Source organism: Dyella humi, from assembly GCF_044904605.1.
GTDB lineage: Bacteria > Pseudomonadota > Gammaproteobacteria > Xanthomonadales > Rhodanobacteraceae > Dyella_B > Dyella_B humi.
In genome coordinates this window covers 2,047,895-2,067,888 of the sequence record NZ_JADIKI010000023.1, presented here as the reverse complement: position 1 = coordinate 2,067,888, position 19,994 = coordinate 2,047,895, and the positions used below count along the sequence as shown (strand labels likewise).

The following is a 19,994-nucleotide window of genomic DNA, read 5'->3' as shown; positions in this document are numbered from 1 at the left end:
TCAACGCATGCAACCGACGGCGCATGATGCGAACCGTTCATCCACCGCTCCCACGCTTCAATACGACTCGCAAGGTGATGCCGTGCGGGAGCTGCAGCATCAACTGCGCGAGCTGGGCTACCGGGATCTGGATGGCCCGGTACGCGCCGATGGGTACTTCGGCGATCGCACCCGGCGCGCGGTGGAAGCGTTTCAGTACGACTATGGCCTTGCCGTGGATGGCATCGCAGGCCCCAAGACGTGGCAGGCATTGCGGCATGCGTTGCGCGGGGCACCCTCAGTTGCGCGAGCTTCGCAGGCCTAGCGCCTTCGCATCAGGCTTCGACCCGCCGCCACGGTCCCACTGCTATGGGAAAGCCCGCATGTGGCGGATGCACAGTCGCCCGCGATTGCACGCGGCCTTCGCGATCCATAGCGAAGACGGTCAACGCCTGCAGATGCACACCGATGGCATCGCCGGACGGAGCACCATGTCGTGCCCAGTCGCGCTCGCTCCACTCCGCTTCGAGTGGATCGTCCAGACTCTCCACACGCAAGCTGGCGCGCACGGTGCCAGCTACGTGCCGCAGATTGAGCAGTTGCGCTTTCAGCGCATCGCCCGACAGCGGCGCGAGCACGATGTCTTCGGGACGAACGTGCACGGTGATCTCGTGCGCATCGTCGCCCGCAAAGGATTCGATGTGCCAGACGTGGCCGAACAGATGCAACTGCTGCCCCTTTACCTGCGCCGGCAGCGTCTGGCCACGCGCAATGAAGCGCGAAGCGAACGGCGTGGCCGGCTGGCGATAGATCTGCTCCGGCGTGCCGACCTGATCGATGCGACCGCGATTCATCACGACCACGCGATCGGCCATCTCCAGCGCTTCGTCCTGATCGTGCGTGACAAACAACGTGGTGATACCGAGCGAACGATGGAATTCGCGCAGCCAGCCGCGCAACGTCACGCGCACCTGTGCATCGAGCGCACCGAACGGCTCGTCCAGCAGCAGCAGGCGCGGTTCGATGGCCAGCGCCCGCGCCAACGCCACACGCTGACGCTGCCCGCCGGAAAGCTGCGCGGGATAGCGATCGGCGAACCCCTCCAGTTCCACCTGACGCAGCAAGCCCTCGACACTCGCCTTGATCGCCGATGCCCTGGGCCGCAGCCGCCACGGACGAACGCGCAGGCCGAACGCCACGTTCTGTGCCACCGTCATATGTGGAAACAAGGCGTAGTGCTGGAATACCAGACCTACGCCACGGCGACGTGCATCCAGCGCGAGCAGATCGTGGTCATCACGGAACACGCTGCCGGCGTCCGGCTGATCGAGTCCCGCAAGAATGCGCAGCAGGCTGGTCTTGCCCGAGCCGGATGGACCGAGCACAGCGACAAATTCGCCGTCGCCGATTTTCAGGCTAACGTCGTCCAGCGCCACGAAGGCGCCAAACTGGCGACGCAAGCGGGAAATCTCGATGCCCATGCTGCTTGAATTCCTCAGTGATTGGCGCCTAGTTCGCCACCGTGCCGCCACTCCACGAAACGCTTGATGCCAAGCGTGAGGACAGTAAGCAGGGCCAGCAGTGAAGCCGCTGCAAAGGCGGCGGAAAAATTTTCTTGGTAGAGCTGATCCACCTGCAGCGGCAACGTGTTGGTGATGCCACGCAGGTGGCCGGAAACCACGTATACGGCGCCAAACTCGCCCATGGCCCGCGCATTGCATAGCAGGACGCCGTACAGCAGCGCCCAGCGCACACGCGGCAGGGTGACGCGGAAGAAAATCTGCCATCCGTTGGCACCCAGCGTGAGTGCGGCTTCTTCCTGCTCCGAACCTTGCGCCTGCATTAGCGGAATCAGCTCGCGCGCCACGAATGGCAGCGTCACGAACACGGTAGCCAGCACCAGGCCCGGCAGGGCGAAGATCACCTGCAGGTCGTGCGCCTCCAGCCATGACCCCAACCAACCGTCCTTGCCGAAGACCAAGATCAGCATCATGCCGGCGACCACCGGCGATACCGAGAACGGCAGATCGATCAGTGCGCCGAGCAGCGCCTTGCCGGGAAAATCGAAGTGCGTCATCGACCATGCGGCGGCCAGGCCGAAAATCAGGTTCAACGGCACGGCGATCGCGGCAACGGTCAAGGTCAGCCGCACCGCGGCCACCGTATCCGGCTGGCGGATCGCATCCAGATAGAACGCCACGCCCTGGCGGAAAGCCTCCGCAAAAATCGCCAGCAGCGGCAGCACCAGCAACCAGAACAGCACGGCAAGCGCAGCAAACACCAATGCGATGCGCACCAAGCGCGTCGACCAGGAAGGCCGAATGCCGATCGATACTACGGCAGCGACGGCGGCCATCAGCGCACCACCGCCCATCGGCGCGTCCAGCGCTGTAGCCATGCCATCGCCACCAGCAAAACCAACGATGCCGCGAGCATCACCGCGCCCAAGGCAGCCGCGCCGCGGTAGTCGTACTGCGAATCGATTTTCTGCACGATCAGGTAAGGTGCGATCTCGGTGCGGAACAGTCGATTGCCCGAAATGAAAATCACCGAACCGTATTCGCCGATCGCGCGTGCCAGCGCTAGCGCATAACCAGTGAGCAGCGTCGGCAGCAGCAAGGGCAGCACCACGCGGAAGAACCGCTGCGCGGGCGAAGCGCCGAGCGTATAGGCGGCTTCCTCCAGATCGCTCTCCATGCTCTCCAGCACCGGTTGCAGCGTGCGCACCACGAACGGCAGACCGACGAACACCATCGCCAGCAACACGCCCAATCGCGTGTATGCCACTTCGATGCCCAATGGCGCCAGCCGGCTGCCCAGCCAGCCGTTCGGCGCATACAGCGCAGTCAGCGCAATGCCGGCGACGGCGGTGGGCAAGGCAAACGGCAGATCGACCAGGGCGTCACACACGCGACGGAAGGCGAAGCGATAACGCACCAATACCCATGCCACCAACAAGCCGAGCAGCGCATCGATGGTGGCCGCGAGCAGCGCCGCACCGAAACTCAGCTTCAGCGAGGCCAGTACGCGGCGCGTGCCGATCTGCGCCCACCAGCCCGCCGGCCCGAGCTCGCATGCTGTCCACAACAGCGCGACCAACGGCAGCAGCACGCAACTGCCGAGCACCGCTAGCGTGTAGCCGGTGCTGAGGCGAAATCCTGGCAATACGTGCCGTGCCATCGCCGTCAATGCGCTCCTTCGGTGATGTCGTCGAATACGCCGCCATCGGCAAAATAGGTGGCTTGCACCTTGCGCCAGTCGCCGAACTGCTCGGCGATGGTGAAGGTTTTCACTGCGGGAAACTGCACGGCGTACTTGGTGGCCACCGATGCCAGGCGCGGACGGAAGAAATGCTTGGCGGCAATTTCCTGCCCCTCCGGACTGTATAGATATTGCAGAAACGCCTGCGCGACCTTCTGCGTGCCGTGCTTGGCGACGATCGTGTCTACCACTGCCACCGGCGGCTCCGCCAAGATGGTGGTGGATGGCACGACGATCTCGTATTTGTCTTTGCCGAATTCCTGTTGTGCCATCAGGGCTTCACTTTCCCAGGCAATCAGCACGTCGCCGATACCACGCTGGACGAAAGTATTGGTGGCGCCGCGCGAACCGGTATCGAGCACTGGCACGTTCTTGTAAAGCGCGGTGACGTACGCGCGCGCTTTGTCCGCGTTGCCGCCCGGTTGCCGCACTGCCCAGCCCCACGCCGCGAGAAAATTCCAACGAGCGCCGCCGGAGGTCTTTGGATTAGGCGTGATCACCTGCACATCGGAGCGGATCAGATCGGGCCAGTCGTGGATCTTCTTTGGATTGCCCTTGCGCACCAGAAACACCACGGTGGAGGTGTACGGTGAACTGCTGTCCGGCAGGCGCGTCTGCCAGTCCTTCGCCAGCAGCCCCTTATCGGCGAGCACGTCGATGTCGTACGCCAGGGCCAGCGTCACCACGTCTGCCTGCAAGCCATCAAGCACCGCGCGCGCCTGCTTGCCGGAACCGCCGTTGGAGGTCGTGACCGTGACGCTCTGCCCCGACTGCTTGGCCCAGTACGCCATGAAGGCCGCATCGGCGTCCTGGAAATATTCGCGTGTGGGGTCGTAGGAGACATTCAGCAGCTTCGCATCCTGGGCCATCGCGCAAACCGCGCTCAGCGAAAGCAGCGCTGCCAGTACGAGCAGTAGGCGTTTCATACGTGAAAATCTCCCTTGGGCAGGTACACCCATCGTGCACTATAGATTTGGAAGGCTGGACGTCCGAAAGCGCGGATCGTTCTAACTATATGCTCCACATACTCCCGCTCTCCGGAAGCGGAGACCGCACGTCGCTGCTATATGAAGATCTCCGCACGCAACTCGAAAATATGCGGATCGATCACCAGTCCCTTCTTGTTGCTGAAAGCACGAATATAATTGGCCTGCAAGCGCAGATGCGTGCCCACGTACCAGTTCGCACCCGCCGTCCAGTCGTGTTCCGTGCCGCCCAGCACGCGGCCATCGTTGAGATTAAGCTCGCTATAGCGGACCGCGAATTCGACCGCTCCCCAGGGATGCGAGGGAATCACGTTACTGACATTACCGTCGTGATATTGACGTGATTCGCCCGTTAGCACCCAACTGCCGAATACGTAGTAGCCGCCAATGTCGTAATTGGGCTTCGCCACGTTGAAGGTGGTCTGTGCATGCAGGTATTCGCTTTGCACCGACCAGGGGCCGTCGATCCACAGGCCTTCAAGACCCATGCGGTTGATGTGATCGACGCCAGTGAGCGTGCCCGAGCTGATCAGGGTGACCGTGGTCAGCCCGGCTTCCGGTGGTGTCTTGAAGCTGGTCGTGGGCGGTTGCTGTACGCCCAGCGCATTCACCAGCCCATACGGGCGCTCTTGCGAAGCGGCCACGCCCAGATGCAGCACGTTCGTCGCTTCATGAATCGGCACCCAGGCCGCGCGTGCCGCCAGCGTATGGCCGCGATTCTTGCCCGTCAGATTCTGGCCGTAATAGCCAAGACTGGCCAGCCAGTGCGTACGCTGGATCGCCCAGTCAATTCCCACGCGGCGATTCTCATAAACCGCCTGTGACGGCAGGGCCAGCTCGATAAAGGTCGTCTGGGTAGACGTAGTGACGCCTTCGAAACTCACTGGCGTCTTGCTCTGGCCGAAGCGTACGGCACCGAAATCCTGGCCGAACACTACCTGCGATTGCAGGCGGGCGAAGACGTCCTGCCATTGCTTGGACTGAAAGTCGTAATACACCGTAGCGTCGTACACGCCGGGTTTCTTGACATAGAAGCCAAGGTACTTGCGGCGATTGGTATGCGCGTCCGTGAACTTGCCGTCGTTGTGTGAGAAGTCGTTCACGTCGTACTGGTAGCGCAACACCAGCCCGATGTCGGTGCCGTCGCTCAGCTTGGCATGGGTAGGCCAGTTGTAGAGCCAGTCGTCGTCGCCAGCCTTGGCGGTGGTTGAGGCAAGCACAGCCAGAGAGGCTGTTGCGGCCAGCGTCAGCACAGCGAATGCAGGTTTCGATCGTCGCGGCATGGAAGACTCCGGCGCCGTATGACGGCGCCCGTGACAGATGGATGAAGAAAAACCCTGATGGACGCTCGAGGGGATGGCGCCCGATTCCATGCTGCCTGCCGGGTTTCCCGCGATGGAAAGGAGGGAATGGCATGGGGATATGCCACCCCATCATTTCTTCGCCAAAAAACGAAGTTCTAACATTCATGGACCAAATGGACGTCTATACGTCCAGGGATCCAACGATGACTGCCGCCACACTATCGCCTTTGCCCGAAGACAAGCAACCGCTGGTTGCGCGTCTGATCGACGGGCTGGAAGCGCCGGCGTTGCTGTGGCTTTCCGGCTACCTTGCGGGCGTGGCGCGCCAGCTCCCCGGCAAAAGCGCAGCAGTCGAGGCTTCACCTTCCGTCGACGCACAAGCCCGCCTTACCGTGCTATACGGCAGCCAGACCGGGAATGCCAAGCGTCTGGCCGAAGATCTCGGCCGCCGCGCTTCCGCTGCCGGGTTGGCCGTGCGCGTGGTTCGCGCGGATACCTATGCCACGCGCGAATTGAAGCAGGAACGCCTGCTCTACGTCGTTGTCAGCACGCAAGGCGATGCCGAGCCGCCGGACGACTCGCGTGCCTTCGTCGAATTCCTCAGCAGCGCCCGCGCGCCGAAACTGGAAACGCTGCGCTATGCCGTGCTGGGCCTGGGCGATTCCAGCTATCCGAATTTCTGCACCATTGGCCGCCAGCTCGACGAGCGCTTCACCGCACTCGGCGCGCAGCGCCTTTTCCCGGCGGGCGAAGCGGATGTCGATCTGGAAACCGTCGCGCAGCCTTGGCTGGAACAGGCGCTGCAGCAGGCACGCGAGCAGCTGAAAACCTCCGCGCCATTAGCCAAGGTCACCACCTTGCGCACTGCGCGCAGCACGCCGGTGTGGCATCGCGAGCAGCCGTTCCAGGCACCGTTGTTGCTCAATCAGCGCATTACCGGCCGTGACAGTGATCGCGACGTGCGTCACCTGGAAATTTCACTCGAAGGTTCCGGCCTGCGCTATGCACCCGGCGATGCGCTTGGCGTATGGCCAACTCAGTCGCCGGCACTGGTCGATGCCGTGCTGGCCGCCTCGCGGCTCGATGGCAATGCAACGGTACGCGTCGGTGAAGAAGAACATGCACTGCGCACCTGGCTGGCCGAACATCGCGAATTGACGCAGCTCACACGCCCGTTCTTCACCGCGCATGCCGAACGCAGTGGCGATGCGCAACTGCGCGATCTGCTCTCCCCCGCAGCGCGCGAGAGCTTGGCCGAGCTTTTCTCGCGCTGGCAAGTGCTGGATCTACTGCGTCGCCATCCCGCCGACTGGACCGCCGAAACGCTGATCGGCGCGCTGCGTCCGCTGGCGCCGCGGCTCTACTCCATCGCCTCCGCGCAATCGGTGGTTGGCGACGAAGTGCACCTCACGGTGAGCCACGTCGACTATGCATTTGATGGCGAACCGCGTTGGGGCGCCGCCAGCCGTTATCTCGCGCAACGTGCGGAAGGTGAGAACGTACCGGTGTTCATCGAAGCCAACGAACGCTTCCACCTACCAAGCGACGATCGCGACATCATCATGATCGGCGCAGGCACCGGTGTCGCGCCGTATCGCGCGTTCGTGCAGGAGCGTGCAGAACGCGGCGCCAGCGGACGCAATTGGCTGGTATTTGGCAACCCGCATTTCTATGCCGATTTCCTGTATCAAGTGGAATGGCAGCAGGCATTGAAGCAAGGGCAGCTGCATCGCATCGATCTTGCTTTCTCGCGTGATCCCGCTCCTTTTGAAAGTCCGCACACGGATGTGCGGGGTTTTGCGAGGGAATCGCATACGAAAAAGATTTACGTGCAGCATCGCCTGCTTGAGCAAGGCCGTCGCCTGTACGACTGGCTCGAGAACGGCGCGCATCTCTATGTCTGCGGCGACGCCAACCGGATGGCCAAGGACGTGCACAAAGCGCTGGCCGCGATCGTCGCCGAACATGGTGCGCGCTCGCCCGAAGACGCCGAGGCCTGGTTGAACCAGTTGATCCAGCAGGGCCGCTACGCCCGCGACGTGTATTGAGGTGCGCGCGATGAGCGACACAACCCTTTCCGACTTCGAACGCATCAAGGCGAATAGCCGCTTGCTGCGCGGTACGCTGGTCGAAAGCCTGGCGGATCCTATCACCGGCGCAATCAGCGACGACGACAACAAGCTGCTCAAGTTTCATGGCAGCTATCAGCAGGACGATCGCGATCTGCGCGAGGAACGCCGCAAGCAGAAGCTGGAGCCTGCGTATCAATTCATGGTTCGTGCGCGTCTTGCCGGCGGCGTGTTGAGCCCCGCGCAATGGCTGTCGTTCGATCACATCGCGCGTACCTGGGCGAATAGCACGCTGCGCATCACCACGCGGCAGACGTTTCAGTTGCACGGCATTCTCAAGCGTGAGCTGAAGCATTCGATCGCGGCCATGAACAAGGCGCTGGTCAGCACCATCGCCGCCTGCGGCGACGTCAACCGCAACGTGGTCGCCAGCGCAAACCCGGTCGCTTCGCCCGCGCATCGGCTGGCTTATCGCTGGGCCGAGCGCCTGTCTGATCATCTGAAGCCGAAGACACGCGCCTATCACGAGATCTGGCTGGACGAAAAACTAGTCGCAGGCGGCGAGGAAGAGAGCGAACCGCTGTACGGTCCGACCTATCTGCCGCGCAAGTTCAAGATCGGCATCGCGGTGCCGCCGACTAACGACGTGGATGTGTTCGCGCAGGATCTCGGCCTGATTGCAATCATCGAACACGACGAATTGCTTGGCTTCAACGTGGCAGTCGGCGGTGGCATGGGCGCAAGCCATGGCGACCCCAGCACGTATCCCCGACTGGGCAGTGTGATCGGCTTCATCGAACCCGAACAGCTGCTGCGCACCGCCGAAGGCGTGATCGAAGTGCAGCGCGATCATGGCGATCGCAAGGAACGCAAGCACGCGCGTTTGAAGTACACCATCGATCGCATGGGCGTATCGGCCTTCAAGGCGGAGCTGGAACGCCGCATCGGTTTCGCGCTTCAGCCTTCGCGCGCCTATCGCTTCGACCATAACGGTGACCGTTACGGCTGGTCCGAAGGCGATGACGGTCGCTGGCATCTCACTCTACAGATCGAATCGGGCCGTCTTGCCGACCTTCCTGGCCAGCCGCACCTGAGCGGACTGCGCGCCATTGCGGAGGAACACCAGGGCGATTTTCGGCTTACCTGCAACCAGAACCTGATCATCGCCAACGTGCCGCCGGCACAGCGCGAGCGCATCGATGCGCTAGTGGCCGAGTACAAGCTGGATGGCTATCGCCATCTCAGTGGCATTCGCCGGCACGCGGTGGCGTGCGTGGCCCTGCCGACGTGCGGTCTGGCGATGGCCGAAAGCGAACGCTACCTACCGCAACTGCTGCCGAAGCTGGAAGCGCTGCTGGAACGTCACGGCTTGCGCGACGAGCCGATCGTGCTGCGTCTATCCGGCTGCCCGAATGGCTGCTCGCGCCCTTACCTGGGCGAGATCGCACTGGTGGGTCGCGCCATCGGCCGCTACGACCTGCGCGTGGGCGCCGACTTTGCCGGGCAGCGCATGAACCGCGTGCTGCGCGAAAACATCGACGAAGCCGGCATCCTCGCGGAGTTGGATGGTTTGTTCGCCCGCTATGCCGCCGAGCGGAACGAACATGAACGGTTCGGCGACTTCCTCGTGCGCAGCGGCGTGTTGCCGGCTGCGCGCCATTCCATTGATGCAGAGGTTTTCGCATGAACTTGCCGACGCCCGAGCAAGCGGCCAGCGATACGCGCGCGCGGGATAAGCTCGAAGCGCGACTACTCGCGCTCAGCGCAGAGGAGCGTATCGACTGGGCGCTTGAGCATCTGCCCGGCCCGCACGTGCTGTCCTCCAGTTTCGGTGCGCAGTCGGCGGTATCGCTGCACCTGCTGACCCAACGGGTGCCGGAGATTCCGGTGATCGTGATCGATACCGGCTACCTGTTTCCCGAAACGTACCGCTTCATCGACGAGCTCACCGAACGCCTTTCACTCAACCTGCACGTGATCCGCCCAAAATTGTCGCCGGCTTGGCTGCAGGCACGCTACGGCGAACTATGGAATCAGGGACGCGAAGGGCTCGATCACTACAACCGTCTGGCCAAGGTGGAACCGATGCAGCGCGCGCTGGTCGATCTTGGCGCCGGCACGTGGTTCGCGGGCTTGCGTCGCCAGCAGTCGCTGAGTCGCGCCGCGGCACCGGTACTGGATCACAAGCATGCACGCTGGAAGGTGCATCCCATCATCGACTGGACCGATCGCGACGTCGGCCTTTACCTGCGCCGTCACGACCTTCCCTATCACCCGTTGTGGGACAAGGGATACGTCTCGATCGGCGATACGCATACCACGCGCCGCTGGGAACCCGGCATGCGCGAAGAGGACACCCGCTTTTTCGGCATCAAGCGCGAATGCGGATTGCATCTGGATGTGTAAGCAAGACCCGTAATACAAAAACCCAAAGCACAAAAACAAGATCAGCCCCGATTCCAAGGAAAACCTATGAAAGCCCTCGCCGCCGAGATTGTCTTGGCCGAACACGATGCGCTGATTGCGCCGCACGGCGGCGTGCTGCGCGAGTTGTATCTTCCCCATACCGAAGCCGAAGCACTCAAGCGACTCAGCGCCTCGCTGCCGCAATGGACGCTCAATCAACGCCAGCTGTGCGATCTGGAACTGCTGCTCAACGGCGGCTTTTCGCCGCTGCAGGGATTCCTGGGCCGTGCGGATTACGATCGCGTCGTCAACGACATGCGACTGGCGGATGGCACGCTATGGCCGATCCCGATCACGCTCGACGTAGATGAAGCCTTCGCCGCGCGCCTGCAGGAAAATGCGCAGATCAGTCTCAACGACACGCAAGGCACGCCGCTGGCGGTGTTAACGGTGGAAGACGTGTACTTTCCCGATCGCATCGCCGAAGCACGGCAAGTATTCGGCACGGTCGATCGCACGCATCCGGGCGTAGCCGAATTGCTGGACCGCACCGGCTCGGTGTATCTGGGTGGACGCGTGCAAGGCATCCAGCCGCCGGCGCACTACGATTTCTCCGCGTTGCGCCACAGTCCGCGCGAGCTGCGCGATTGGTTCCATCAACACGGCTGGCACCGCATCGTGGCGTTCCAGACACGCAATCCGATGCATCGCGCGCATCGCGAACTGACCTTGCGCGCGGCCGAACAGGTCGGCGCGAAATTGCTGATCCAGCCGTCGGTGGGACGCACCAAGCCCGGCGACGTCGATCACTACACGCGCGTGCGCTGCTATCGCGCGTTGCTGGAACATTATCCGCACGACCACGCCACACTCTCGCTGTTGCCACTGGCCATGCGCATGGGCGGTCCACGTGAGGCTTTGTGGCACGCCATCATCCGCAAGAATTACGGCGCCAGCCATTTCATCGTGGGTCGCGATCATGCCGGCCCCGGCAAGGATGCGGAAGGCAAGCCGTTCTACGGCCCCTATGCCGCGCAAGAACTGCTGGCCAAGCACGAGGATGAACTGGGCATTCGCATCGTGCCGTTCCCGGCCATGGTCTATGCCGCCAATCGCGACGTCTACGTGCCGCAGACCGAAGTGCAGCCGGACGATGAAGTGCGCGACATTTCCGGCACCGAACTGCGTCGCCGCCTGCACGATGGCGACACCATTCCCGAGTGGTTTACGTTTCCCGACGTGGTGAAGATCTTGCGTGAGCGCCATCCGGCGCACGCACCCCAGGGCTTTGCACTGTTCTTTACCGGCCTTTCCGGCTCGGGCAAGTCCACGCTGGCGCAGGCGGTAGTAGCGCGCTTGATGGAGACCAGCAGCCGTCCCGTGACCATGCTGGATGGCGATGAAGTGCGCCGCCACCTCTCGAAGGGATTGGGCTTTTCGCGCGAGGATCGCGACGCCAACATCACGCGCATCGGCTTCGTGGCCAGCGAAGCGGTGCGGCACGGCGGCGTCGTGATCTGCGCGCCCATTGCGCCTTATGCGGGAGCACGCACTGAAGCACGGCAGTTGGTGGAAACACATGGACGCTTCGTGGAAGTACATGTTTCCACGCCACTGGAAGTGTGCGAAGCGCGCGATCGCAAGGGCCTTTATGCCGCCGCGCGCGCGGGCAAGATCAAGGGTTTCACCGGCATCGACGATCCCTACGAAGTACCGGCGTCACCGGAATTGCGCGTGGACACCAGCAAGAGCACGGTCGCTGAGGCCGCCGACCGGGTGTACGAATGGCTGCGCAACGAGCAACTTATTTGAGCGCATAAAAAACGCCTCTCCCGCCCATGCAGGAGAGGCGTGCATCCGAGTACGTTGCCGATTTATTTCTTGCCGGGGTCAGCCGCAGCAGGTTTGGGTGCCACGTTGTTCGGCGCGGCGCTTGCCTGAGGCTGCTGCTTGCGAACGATGTAGCCCACTGGCTGCCAGTTCGAGGAATCCTTGGCCATCGAGACCGTTTCCACGGTCATGCCGTTGGCGTACTTGGTGGCATAGATCACGTTGAGGTATTCACCCGACGGCAAACCCTGCGGGTTGTCCACCTTGCTCACGCCTACCCAGGATCGGCCCTGACTGGCGCCAAGCTGCGAGCGAAGCGTGGCGATGTATTTGCCCCAATCGGCCTGGCTCACGTTTTTCTGCATGGTTGAGCTGCTGGCCTTCCACATGGCATCCGCCTGGTTGGCGTCGGCCTGCCCGACCCACTTGGCCGCCGCCGTCATGGCCTTGTCCAGCCCGGCGGGAGCTTGCTGCGCCGATGCCACGCTCGCGCCAGCCAATGCCAACGACAGAATGAGAGCCTGGCGTGCGCGCTTGCCGAACGAAAACTGAGAGGCGCCCTGCGTCATACGAATTCTCCTTGTAAGCCAATGGGTGAAGCTACCCCACTGCGTCATTCCCGAAACTTGTAGGGTGCGCCTGGGTAAGCGTGCGTTCCATCCTGTCACGTCGGTATGAAATGCGCCTTAAGGTTTTGCCCTGTAGGGATGTCCGATTGAGTCCAGGCGTAAAGGCGCTCGCCAGCTTGGGCGAGAGGGCCTTTAGGGACTTCCGAACGAGGACTCAGGCCGCGCGAGGCGTGCTGCGACGAACACCACGCTGCTGCAGCTCGCTCCACAGCGGCGGCGCGGGCCAGTTCGGCTCGGCGTGCCCGGCTACCACGCGGCGCAGTTCCGCCTCGTCGATCTGCGGCGCCACCAGCCGCGCGAGCTGCGCCACGTAGCTGCGCAGCACGTGATCCCGGCGCAGCACCATCCAACTGGTGCAGACCGGCAGCAAGGTGTCGATGTCGAGCGTAACCAGCTCGCGCGCATCCGCCGGGGTGATAGCCATCTCGGCCAGAATGCCCACGCCGAGACCGGCGAGGACGTAGGTCTTGATGAGGTCCGCATCGACCGAGGTGCAGGCGATGCGCGGGGTGAGTTCCGCCGCGGCGAAGACACGCCGCAGCGAGGATTCGGGTTGCAGCGAGGATTCGTAGCTCACCAGCGGATGTTCCGCCAGATCCTCGATGCGCAGCGGACGCCCCAGCTTGGCCAGCGGATGGCCATGCGGCACCACTGCGCGACGGTACCAGCGGAACAGCGGCACGGCGATGCCGCCCTCCGGCGCCTGCCCGCTGGTGCTGACGATCACCAGATCCACTTCGCCGCTCTCGAACAGGCTGATGATGCGGCCCTCGCCCTGCGGACGAATGTGCACGCCAAGCTCGGGGTAATGCTGCTTCAGCCGAGCGATGGCTTCCGGCAACACGAAGCGCGCCTGCGTATGCGTGGTGGCCACGGAAAGCTCGCCCTGCGCCTCTTCGCGCAGATTGGCGGCCAGCGCGCGGATGTTGCGCGCCTCGTGCAGGATGGTGCGCGCCCGTTCCAGTACCTGCGCGCCGGCGGGCGTGATGGCGTCCAGGCTCTTGCCGCGGCGGGTGAAAACCTGGAACCCCAGCTCGCCTTCGAGCTGTTTGAGTTGCTTGCTGATGCCGGACTGGGTGGCGTGAACGTTGTCGGCAGCGAGGGTGATGTTGAGACCAGCGTCGGCGATGGCGACGATGTAGCGCAGTTGCGTGAGGGTCATGAGATCGGCTCCGGGATGAATCGCATATGGGGGTGTGCTCGGCGCATGGCAAAGCGCATACAGCTCACGAGCCACCCTGAACAGCGTTTCATCACAATCTCCCCACGCATGCCGACCCATCACCGGTCGTCATCGGACCTTAACACAGCGTTATTTGGACGTCTATACATCTAAAAATCCATTCCGCGTGATGGCCAAGCCTATGCCGTGTCGGCATATCTTCCGTCCCAGCGGCCATTTCCATTCAGGCATACGGCGGCGTTAGCGTCATCAACCAACCTGTGTAATCCGGACTCGATCCATGCCGCTTTATCCGCTGTTCGCCGATCTCAACGATCGCCACGTACTCGTGGTGGGCGGTGGCGACGTGGCGGCCCGGAAAACGGCCATGCTTCTCAAGGCCGGCGCCAAGGTCACGGTGGGTGCGCCGGTGCTGGCGCCGGAACTGCGCGAATGGGTGCAGCAGGGACGCATCATTTATAAATCAGGTGCATACCAGCCCGATTGGCTCGACGGCACTTGGCTAGTGATCGCGGCCACGCGTTCGCGTCCGCTCAATGCACGCATTGCCGCCGACGGACACGTCAGGCAGCGGCTGGTCAACGTGGTGGATGATCCGGCCTTGTCCAGCTTCCAGGTGCCGGCGCTGATCGATCGCTCTCCGTTGCTGGTGGCCATCTCCAGCCACGGTGCGGCACCGATGCTGGTGCGACGCCTGCGCGAGCGAATCGAAAGCCTGCTCGATCCCGCACTCGGCTCGCTGCTGCAGCTTGCGCAGCGCTATCGCGCGCGTATTCGTGCACGGCATACGGATCACACGCAGCATCGCCGCTTTTATGACTGGCTGCATGACGGTCCCGTGCATGCACTGCTGCGCGCGGCACAACCGCTGCATGCGGAACGCCAGCTCGTTGCGGCGCTTGCCGATCGCGCTGTGCCGAAAGCAACCGGCTCCATTGCGTTGGTCGGCGCAGGCCCCGGCGATCCCGGACTGCTTACCTTGCGAGCCTTGCGCGCATTGAACGAAGCGGACGTCATTCTGCACGATGCGCTGATCAGCGAGCCGATTCTCGATCTCGCGCGTCGCGACGCACTGCGCATCACAGTCGGCAAACGCGGCGGCGGCACGCATACGCCGCAGGCGTCGATCCATGCCTTGATGCTTGAACATGCCCGCGCGGGGCAGCGCGTGGTGCGCCTGAAAGGTGGCGATCCGTTCGTGTTCGGCCGTGGCGGCGAAGAGCTGGAATTCCTACGTGCGCACAATGTTTCCTACGAAGTGGTGCCCGGCATCACCGCCGCACTCGCCTGCGCTGCGTACAGCGGCGTACCGCTCACGCATCGCGATCATGCGCAATCCGTACGACTGGTCACCGCGCACTGCGGACAATCCTTGAACACGCTGGATTGGTCGGAACTGGCGCGCGAGCGGCAAACCTTAGCGATCTACATGGGCGTAGGTCAGCTCGATGAACTCACGCAAGAACTCATCGCGCATGGGCGCGGCGGTGATACGCCATTCGCGTTGATCGAAAACGGCACGCTGCCACAGCAGCGCACACTGACCGGCAAGCTCGGTGACTTACCGGCGCTCGCAACACGCCATGCGATCAGCGCGCCCGCGCTGCTCATCCTGGGTGAAGTGGCTGCGCAAGCAGACGCCGCACATTGGTACGGCGAACTGCTCGGCGATCCGCCACAACACTTGGCGTATCTTCGCACTTTGGCCGATGCGGCATGACCGCCTCTACTGCTACGGAGATCATCATGAGCTTGCAACTGGGCGAAATCGCCCCTGATTTCACTCTCGACTCCACCGAAGGCCCGATCCATCTGCATGATTACATCGGCAACCATTGGCTGGTGTTCTTCTCCCATCCGAAAGATTTCACGCCGGTGTGCACCACCGAGCTGGGCGCCTTCGCGCGCCGCAAGGTGGAGTTCGACAAGCGCGGCACCAAGCTGCTCGGCCTGTCTGTCGATCCGGTGAACGACCACAAGGCGTGGATCAAGGACGTGGAAGACGTGGGCGGCGCTGCGGTGAATTATCCGATCCTGGCCGATCCGGATCTGGAAGTCGCCAAGCTTTACGGCATGTATCACCCCAAGGCCGATCCCAAAGTAACGGTACGCTCGGTGTTCATCATCGATCCGCAGAAAAAAGTGCGCCTTACCCTGACCTATCCGCCGAGCGCCGGCCGCAACACAGATGAGATCCTGCGCGTGCTCGATTCGCTGCAACTCACCGATGGCCGCAAGCTCACCACGCCGGTGGACTGGCGCCCGGGCGACGAGGTGATCATCGCGCCCTCGGTGTCGGACGACGACGCGCGCCAGCTGTTCCCGGAAGGCTGGCGGACCGTCAAACCCTATCTGCGTCTATTGCGGTTCAGCAACACGCAGCACTGAAGCAATCCTGGCCAAGTCGTTGTTGACACACAGGATGGGCCGCCATGGCACGATGGCGGCCCGCTTTTTTTCGCTAAGTTCCCGTAAACGCGAAACAAACAGCCATGAATCCGCCCTGACCCCTGCCTGATGGGTGACAACCGATTCATGTCAGTCACGTTACAGTCCGCATCCCCCGAGATGATGGGTCACGGACTGCATGGCTTTCGTTTCCTCCAGCTTGCTTTCAAAGCGATCAGTCGCCGTACGGGCCATCGTGGTGCTGGCGATGATGGTTTCGTTCGTCCTGTTGACCGCGCTGCTGGATGGCAACGATGGCGTGGCGGCATCCCAACTGCTTGCGCAACCCTCCTTTCCGCTGGCCAACGCCATGCCCGGCTTGATGCTGGCGTTGCTGTTGCTGGTGCTGACGCGCCGCACGTTGCTCTCTTTCGGCCTCGCCTATCTGCTGCAAGCAGTGATGTATGGCGTGAACGCGCTGAAGGTGGCCAATCTCGGCACGCCGCTGCTGCCGGCGGATTTCCGCATGGTGGAACAACTGCACAAGGGCGGCCTGCACGTGCTGGGCAGTTATCTGCCACACAGCTTCTTGCCGTATCTCGCCATGCTTGGCGGTGTCGCGGTCGTCATAGCGATGTGGCGTTACGAACCACCGCTGTTCGTGCCGCGCACCGGCGGCAAGCGCGTTGTGACCGGTACCTTGCTCGGCCTCACGCTGGTCACGCTGCTGCTGGGCATGCCCGGCTGGCGCAATCTCTATAACGGCCAGAAGTTATGGCTGGAACCGTGGTCGGCCGCGGCCACGACCAGTCATTCCGGCCTGGTCAGCTCACTGGTGATGTTCCATCTGCAGGATCGGCGCACCAAGCAGAAGGCCGATCCCGGCGCCGTGAGCAATCTGCTGCAGACCACCGGCGATGCCGTGCGCGCGCGCATGCAGACGCCGGCCGATCCTGGCACAGCGCTACCCGACATCGTGGTGGTGCAGAGCGAATCATTTTTCGATCCGCGCATCGTGCATGGCTACGAGAACACCCATCTCACGCCCAACCTCACCCGTCTCGCCGCGGAAGGTATGAGCGGTCCGTTGCATGTACCCACCTACGGCGGCGGCACCATCCGTACCGAATTCGAAGTGCTCACCGGGCTCTCGCTGCGCTACTTCGGCAACATGCAGTTCCCCTATCTGCAGTTGAACGACAAAGTGGTGCCGAGCATGGTGCGCACCTTGCGCGCGCACGGCTATGAAACAGTGGCCATTCACGGCAACGATCCTACTTTCTGGAATCGCAATACCGCATTCAAGGTGCTGGGCTTCGATCGTTTCGTGTCGCAATCAGCCTTCCCGGCAAACGCGCCGATGGATGGCAAGTACATGGCCGACAGCGCAATGACTGACGAGATCATGGCGCAGCTGAAAGATGCGGGGCCGCCGCAGCTTCTGTTCGCGATCAGCCTGGAAGCGCACGGCCCCTATGACGTCGAGCCGAACGACCGCGCCGCACGCGATGCCATTCCAGTGCCGGCCGCCATCGACGCCAAAGATAAGGTGGAAGTGCAGAACTACCTCTATCACATGCAGCATGCGGACGAGGAACTGGGCCGTCTGGCTGAATCGCTAGCCAAGCGCAGCCGTCCCACTCTGCTGCTGTTCTACGGCGACCATCTGCCCGGCCTCACCAGCGCGTACCGCGCGACGGGTTTCGTGAATGGCCAGGACATGCTCTCCCAAGCCGGCACTTGGCTGCTGGTTGATCCGCGCAATCCGGGCCAGCCGCAGCGCATCGACATGGCTTCGTGGATGCTGCCCGGGCTGCTGCTCGAGCGCGCTGGCATTCATGACGATGCGTACTTCGCACTGACGCAGGTGCTTGCGCCGTCGCTGGCTGCGCTCACTCGCGCACCCGGTGCAGCGCTGCCGGCGATCGACGCGCAACAGCAGCAGTTCGACAAGGACATGGCTAGCGTCTCCGTGCTGCGCATGAAGGGCAAACTGGACAAGCTGTTGCCCACCAGCCTGCTGCCGTCCACCACTGCCGTGGCGAAGCAGGACAATGAGGAGCAGGGCATTCCGGCATCCGCAGCGATGGGTATGCATCGCTGAGAACGGGGAACGGGGAACGGGGAACGGGCGCCATGCTTTTGGAACCGCTTGCCTCCGTAAACTCCGTCTGTCGTGCTTGAACCATCTATTTGCGCGACCATCACGCTCGCGATACGTCGCACGTTCCCTGCTCCCCGTTCCCCAGTCCCTACCTCATCAAATACTGATCGTCGCCCGTCGCTGCTGGCGCTTGTAATGGATCAGCAGCGCGGCGATCAGTATCAGCAGGGTCACCACGAAAATGCTCATGCCGAGGTTTTCGCCGCGCATGCCACTGGCGAATCCGGCCGGAACCTGGCCGCCGTTTTCATCGATGTTGAAAGCCGCCATGCCGGTGTAGTGCATGCCGCATACGGCCAGTCCCATCACCAGCGCACTGCCAATCATCTGCACGCGGCCACGTAGATTGAATGCCAGCCACAGCGCGACGATCGACGCCACGATCGCGATGATCATCGAGGTCGCCACCAGATTCATATCGTAAGTTGTGAAGGCCGCCATCATCACCGCCGCCATACCTAAGTAATGCATGCCGGTAACACCCAGGCCCATGCACACGCCGGCCGCGGCGAGCTTGGCCCAGCTGAAATCGCCGCTGCTGGCGATCGCCAGGCCCAGCGAACAAGCGCCGAAGGCAATGATTGCGGACAGCGCCGTTAGCAGCGGGTCGTAACTCACCGGCATGCCCATGTCGCACGCCAGCATGGCGATGAAATGCATAGCCCAGATAGCACCCACACCCATCGCGGCACCCGCTGCCAGCACGGCGGCGGTGCGCTGGCGCGACGTCTTCGCGATGGGAATGACTACCGCCAATTGCAGCGCTGTAAACGAACCGAGCACCGATATCACGTACGAGAGCAAAACCAGCATCATGTTGTAGTGCTGATGCGCAGGCATGGATTCCACCTCCTCCGGTTGCGTATGTCGTCAGGTGATGCGATGGCAAGACGAGCCAACGTCACTCACCACGTTTCCAGCATGGATGCGCGCGCCCTCCACGCCCGCATCAATGCGATACTTCGAGAATGCAATCGCCCATGCCGCGACTGCTGCGGCAATGCAGGTTGCGCACGAAAACCGTCTGCGGCGCGGACGATGCGCCCAACATGCCTTCAAGAAAACCTTTGAAGAACTTGCAGCCGGAATGACCGCCTGGCGGACAGAGCGGGCAGTCCTGGATATGAATGTGGCGATCGCGCACGTCGACCGTCACCAGTGCCCGCAGCGCGGGCGAGGCGATGCGCTTGATCGCTTCGGCCAAGCCCAGCTTGCCGCCCATTTCGAAATCGCGCTTGAACACCCAGATGCCCGTCCGCCGACCAGCGAGCAGCAGCGAGGCCTCGCGCGCCTCGGCCGTCACTTCGTGCTCCAGCGCCAGCAGCCAGGGAAAAACCTTCGGATAATCGCGCGCCAGTTGCGGCAGCACGCTTTCGACTTTCTGCACGTCGGGCCCGACGTGAGCCAGCGGCGTTGTTGCGCCATTCACTGCGCCATTCGGTACACGTGGCGCCGATGCTGTAACTGCCTGCGCCGTGCCCGGCGCCAGCAATGTCGCTTCGAAACTCAGTACGCGGTTGTGCGTGGCAAGCACTTCTTCCAGGCCGAGCTGCCGCTCCGGCTCACCGCGCACCACCATGACCAGCCATGCGCCGTGATTGTCCTGATACACGCGCTGGCGCAACAGCGTGAATCCGCTGGCGACCACTACGCGACCAAGTTCCACGAGCAGTCCTTCCCGGCGATCCGAAAGGATCTGGATTTCCAGCTCGATCATCGAATCAAGCTCCCCCTGTTTGGTCGATGCTGGCAAACGAATTGTGAAAATTACGATGAGTCCTTTCAGCGCCAAAAA

17 protein-coding genes are annotated in these 19,994 nt (G+C 62.6%); 8 read left to right on the top strand and 9 right to left on the bottom strand.

What is annotated here, in order from left to right; genetic code table 11:
- Nucleotides 1-7: 7 nt before the first annotated feature.
- A complete protein-coding gene (locus ISP18_RS20270) occupies nucleotides 8-304 on the top strand; it encodes a peptidoglycan-binding domain-containing protein (protein WP_380011755.1) in 297 nt (98 codons plus the stop codon).
- A 10-nt stretch (nucleotides 305-314) separates the two neighbouring features.
- On the opposite strand, the gene ISP18_RS20265 is transcribed toward ISP18_RS20270, so the two are convergent.
- The 5 genes from ISP18_RS20265 to ISP18_RS20245 all read right to left on the bottom strand — a co-directional run bounded on the left by ISP18_RS20265 (nucleotide 315) and on the right by ISP18_RS20245 (nucleotide 5,509).
- Nucleotides 315-1,460: a sulfate/molybdate ABC transporter ATP-binding protein gene (locus ISP18_RS20265; protein WP_380011752.1), complete on the bottom strand. Its 1,146-nt coding sequence runs from the start codon at nucleotides 1,458-1,460 to the stop codon at nucleotides 315-317.
- Between the two features lie 14 nt (nucleotides 1,461-1,474).
- Nucleotides 1,475-2,335 carry a sulfate ABC transporter permease subunit CysW gene (gene cysW / locus ISP18_RS20260; RefSeq protein WP_380011958.1) on the bottom strand — a complete coding sequence of 287 codons (861 nt, stop codon included), beginning with the start codon at nucleotides 2,333-2,335 and terminating at the stop codon, nucleotides 1,475-1,477.
- The gene (gene cysT, locus ISP18_RS20255; protein ID WP_380011749.1) at nucleotides 2,335-3,159 is read right to left on the bottom strand and encodes a sulfate ABC transporter permease subunit CysT; all 825 of its coding nucleotides are present in this window, start codon (nucleotides 3,157-3,159) and stop codon (nucleotides 2,335-2,337) included. The genes cysW and cysT overlap by 1 nt, the downstream gene beginning before the upstream one ends.
- A 5-nt stretch (nucleotides 3,160-3,164) precedes the next feature.
- A complete protein-coding gene (locus ISP18_RS20250; protein WP_380011746.1) occupies nucleotides 3,165-4,166 on the bottom strand; it encodes a sulfate ABC transporter substrate-binding protein in 1,002 nt (333 codons plus the stop codon).
- Between the two features lie 137 nt (nucleotides 4,167-4,303).
- Complete coding sequence (locus tag ISP18_RS20245; protein WP_380011743.1) at nucleotides 4,304-5,509, bottom strand: OprO/OprP family phosphate-selective porin; 1,206 nt, start codon at nucleotides 5,507-5,509, stop codon at nucleotides 4,304-4,306.
- A gap of 224 nt (nucleotides 5,510-5,733) precedes the next feature.
- Between ISP18_RS20245 and ISP18_RS20240 the strand changes: the two genes are divergently transcribed.
- The 4 genes from ISP18_RS20240 to ISP18_RS20225 all read left to right on the top strand — a co-directional run bounded on the left by ISP18_RS20240 (nucleotide 5,734) and on the right by ISP18_RS20225 (nucleotide 11,817).
- The gene (locus ISP18_RS20240; RefSeq protein ID WP_380011740.1) at nucleotides 5,734-7,578 is read left to right on the top strand and encodes an assimilatory sulfite reductase (NADPH) flavoprotein subunit; all 1,845 of its coding nucleotides are present in this window, start codon (nucleotides 5,734-5,736) and stop codon (nucleotides 7,576-7,578) included.
- Nucleotides 7,579-7,588: 10 nt separating this feature from the next.
- Complete coding sequence (cysI, locus tag ISP18_RS20235; RefSeq protein ID WP_380011737.1) at nucleotides 7,589-9,286, top strand: assimilatory sulfite reductase (NADPH) hemoprotein subunit; 1,698 nt, start codon at nucleotides 7,589-7,591, stop codon at nucleotides 9,284-9,286.
- Nucleotides 9,283-10,005, top strand: coding sequence for a phosphoadenylyl-sulfate reductase (locus ISP18_RS20230; protein ID WP_380011734.1), 723 nt, complete (start codon nucleotides 9,283-9,285; stop codon nucleotides 10,003-10,005). Before cysI ends, ISP18_RS20230 begins: the two co-directional genes overlap by 4 nt.
- A gap of 66 nt (nucleotides 10,006-10,071) precedes the next feature.
- Complete coding sequence (locus ISP18_RS20225) at nucleotides 10,072-11,817, top strand: bifunctional sulfate adenylyltransferase/adenylylsulfate kinase (RefSeq protein ID WP_380011731.1); 1,746 nt, start codon at nucleotides 10,072-10,074, stop codon at nucleotides 11,815-11,817.
- 62 nt (nucleotides 11,818-11,879) lie between these two features.
- Here the strand turns inward: ISP18_RS20225 and ISP18_RS20220 are convergent, their stop codons facing one another.
- Together ISP18_RS20220 and ISP18_RS20215 are read right to left on the bottom strand one after the other, a co-directional pair.
- Complete coding sequence (locus ISP18_RS20220; protein WP_380011728.1) at nucleotides 11,880-12,404, bottom strand: DUF4019 domain-containing protein; 525 nt, start codon at nucleotides 12,402-12,404, stop codon at nucleotides 11,880-11,882.
- Nucleotides 12,405-12,618: 214 nt separating this feature from the next.
- Nucleotides 12,619-13,626: a LysR substrate-binding domain-containing protein gene (locus tag ISP18_RS20215; protein WP_380011726.1), complete on the bottom strand. Its 1,008-nt coding sequence runs from the start codon at nucleotides 13,624-13,626 to the stop codon at nucleotides 12,619-12,621.
- A gap of 301 nt (nucleotides 13,627-13,927) precedes the next feature.
- Here ISP18_RS20215 and cysG point away from each other — a divergent pair, with 301 nt between their 5' ends.
- The 3 genes from cysG to ISP18_RS20200 all read left to right on the top strand — a co-directional run bounded on the left by cysG (nucleotide 13,928) and on the right by ISP18_RS20200 (nucleotide 18,139).
- Complete coding sequence (cysG, locus tag ISP18_RS20210; protein ID WP_380011723.1) at nucleotides 13,928-15,367, top strand: siroheme synthase CysG; 1,440 nt, start codon at nucleotides 13,928-13,930, stop codon at nucleotides 15,365-15,367.
- 26 nt (nucleotides 15,368-15,393) lie between these two features.
- Nucleotides 15,394-16,035 carry a peroxiredoxin gene (locus ISP18_RS20205; RefSeq protein WP_380011720.1) on the top strand — a complete coding sequence of 214 codons (642 nt, stop codon included), beginning with the start codon at nucleotides 15,394-15,396 and terminating at the stop codon, nucleotides 16,033-16,035.
- Between the two features lie 199 nt (nucleotides 16,036-16,234).
- The gene (locus ISP18_RS20200; protein ID WP_380011717.1) at nucleotides 16,235-18,139 is read left to right on the top strand and encodes an LTA synthase family protein; all 1,905 of its coding nucleotides are present in this window, start codon (nucleotides 16,235-16,237) and stop codon (nucleotides 18,137-18,139) included.
- Between the two features lie 156 nt (nucleotides 18,140-18,295).
- Here ISP18_RS20200 and ISP18_RS20195 read toward each other — a convergent pair whose 3' ends face one another.
- Nucleotides 18,296-19,039 (bottom strand): MHYT domain-containing protein, encoded by a 744-nt coding sequence (locus tag ISP18_RS20195; protein ID WP_380011714.1) that lies wholly within the window; start codon nucleotides 19,037-19,039, stop codon nucleotides 18,296-18,298.
- 109 nt (nucleotides 19,040-19,148) lie between these two features.
- Nucleotides 19,149-19,916, bottom strand: coding sequence for a hypothetical protein (locus tag ISP18_RS20190; RefSeq protein ID WP_380011711.1), 768 nt, complete (start codon nucleotides 19,914-19,916; stop codon nucleotides 19,149-19,151).
- Between the last annotated feature and the right edge of the window lie 78 nt (nucleotides 19,917-19,994).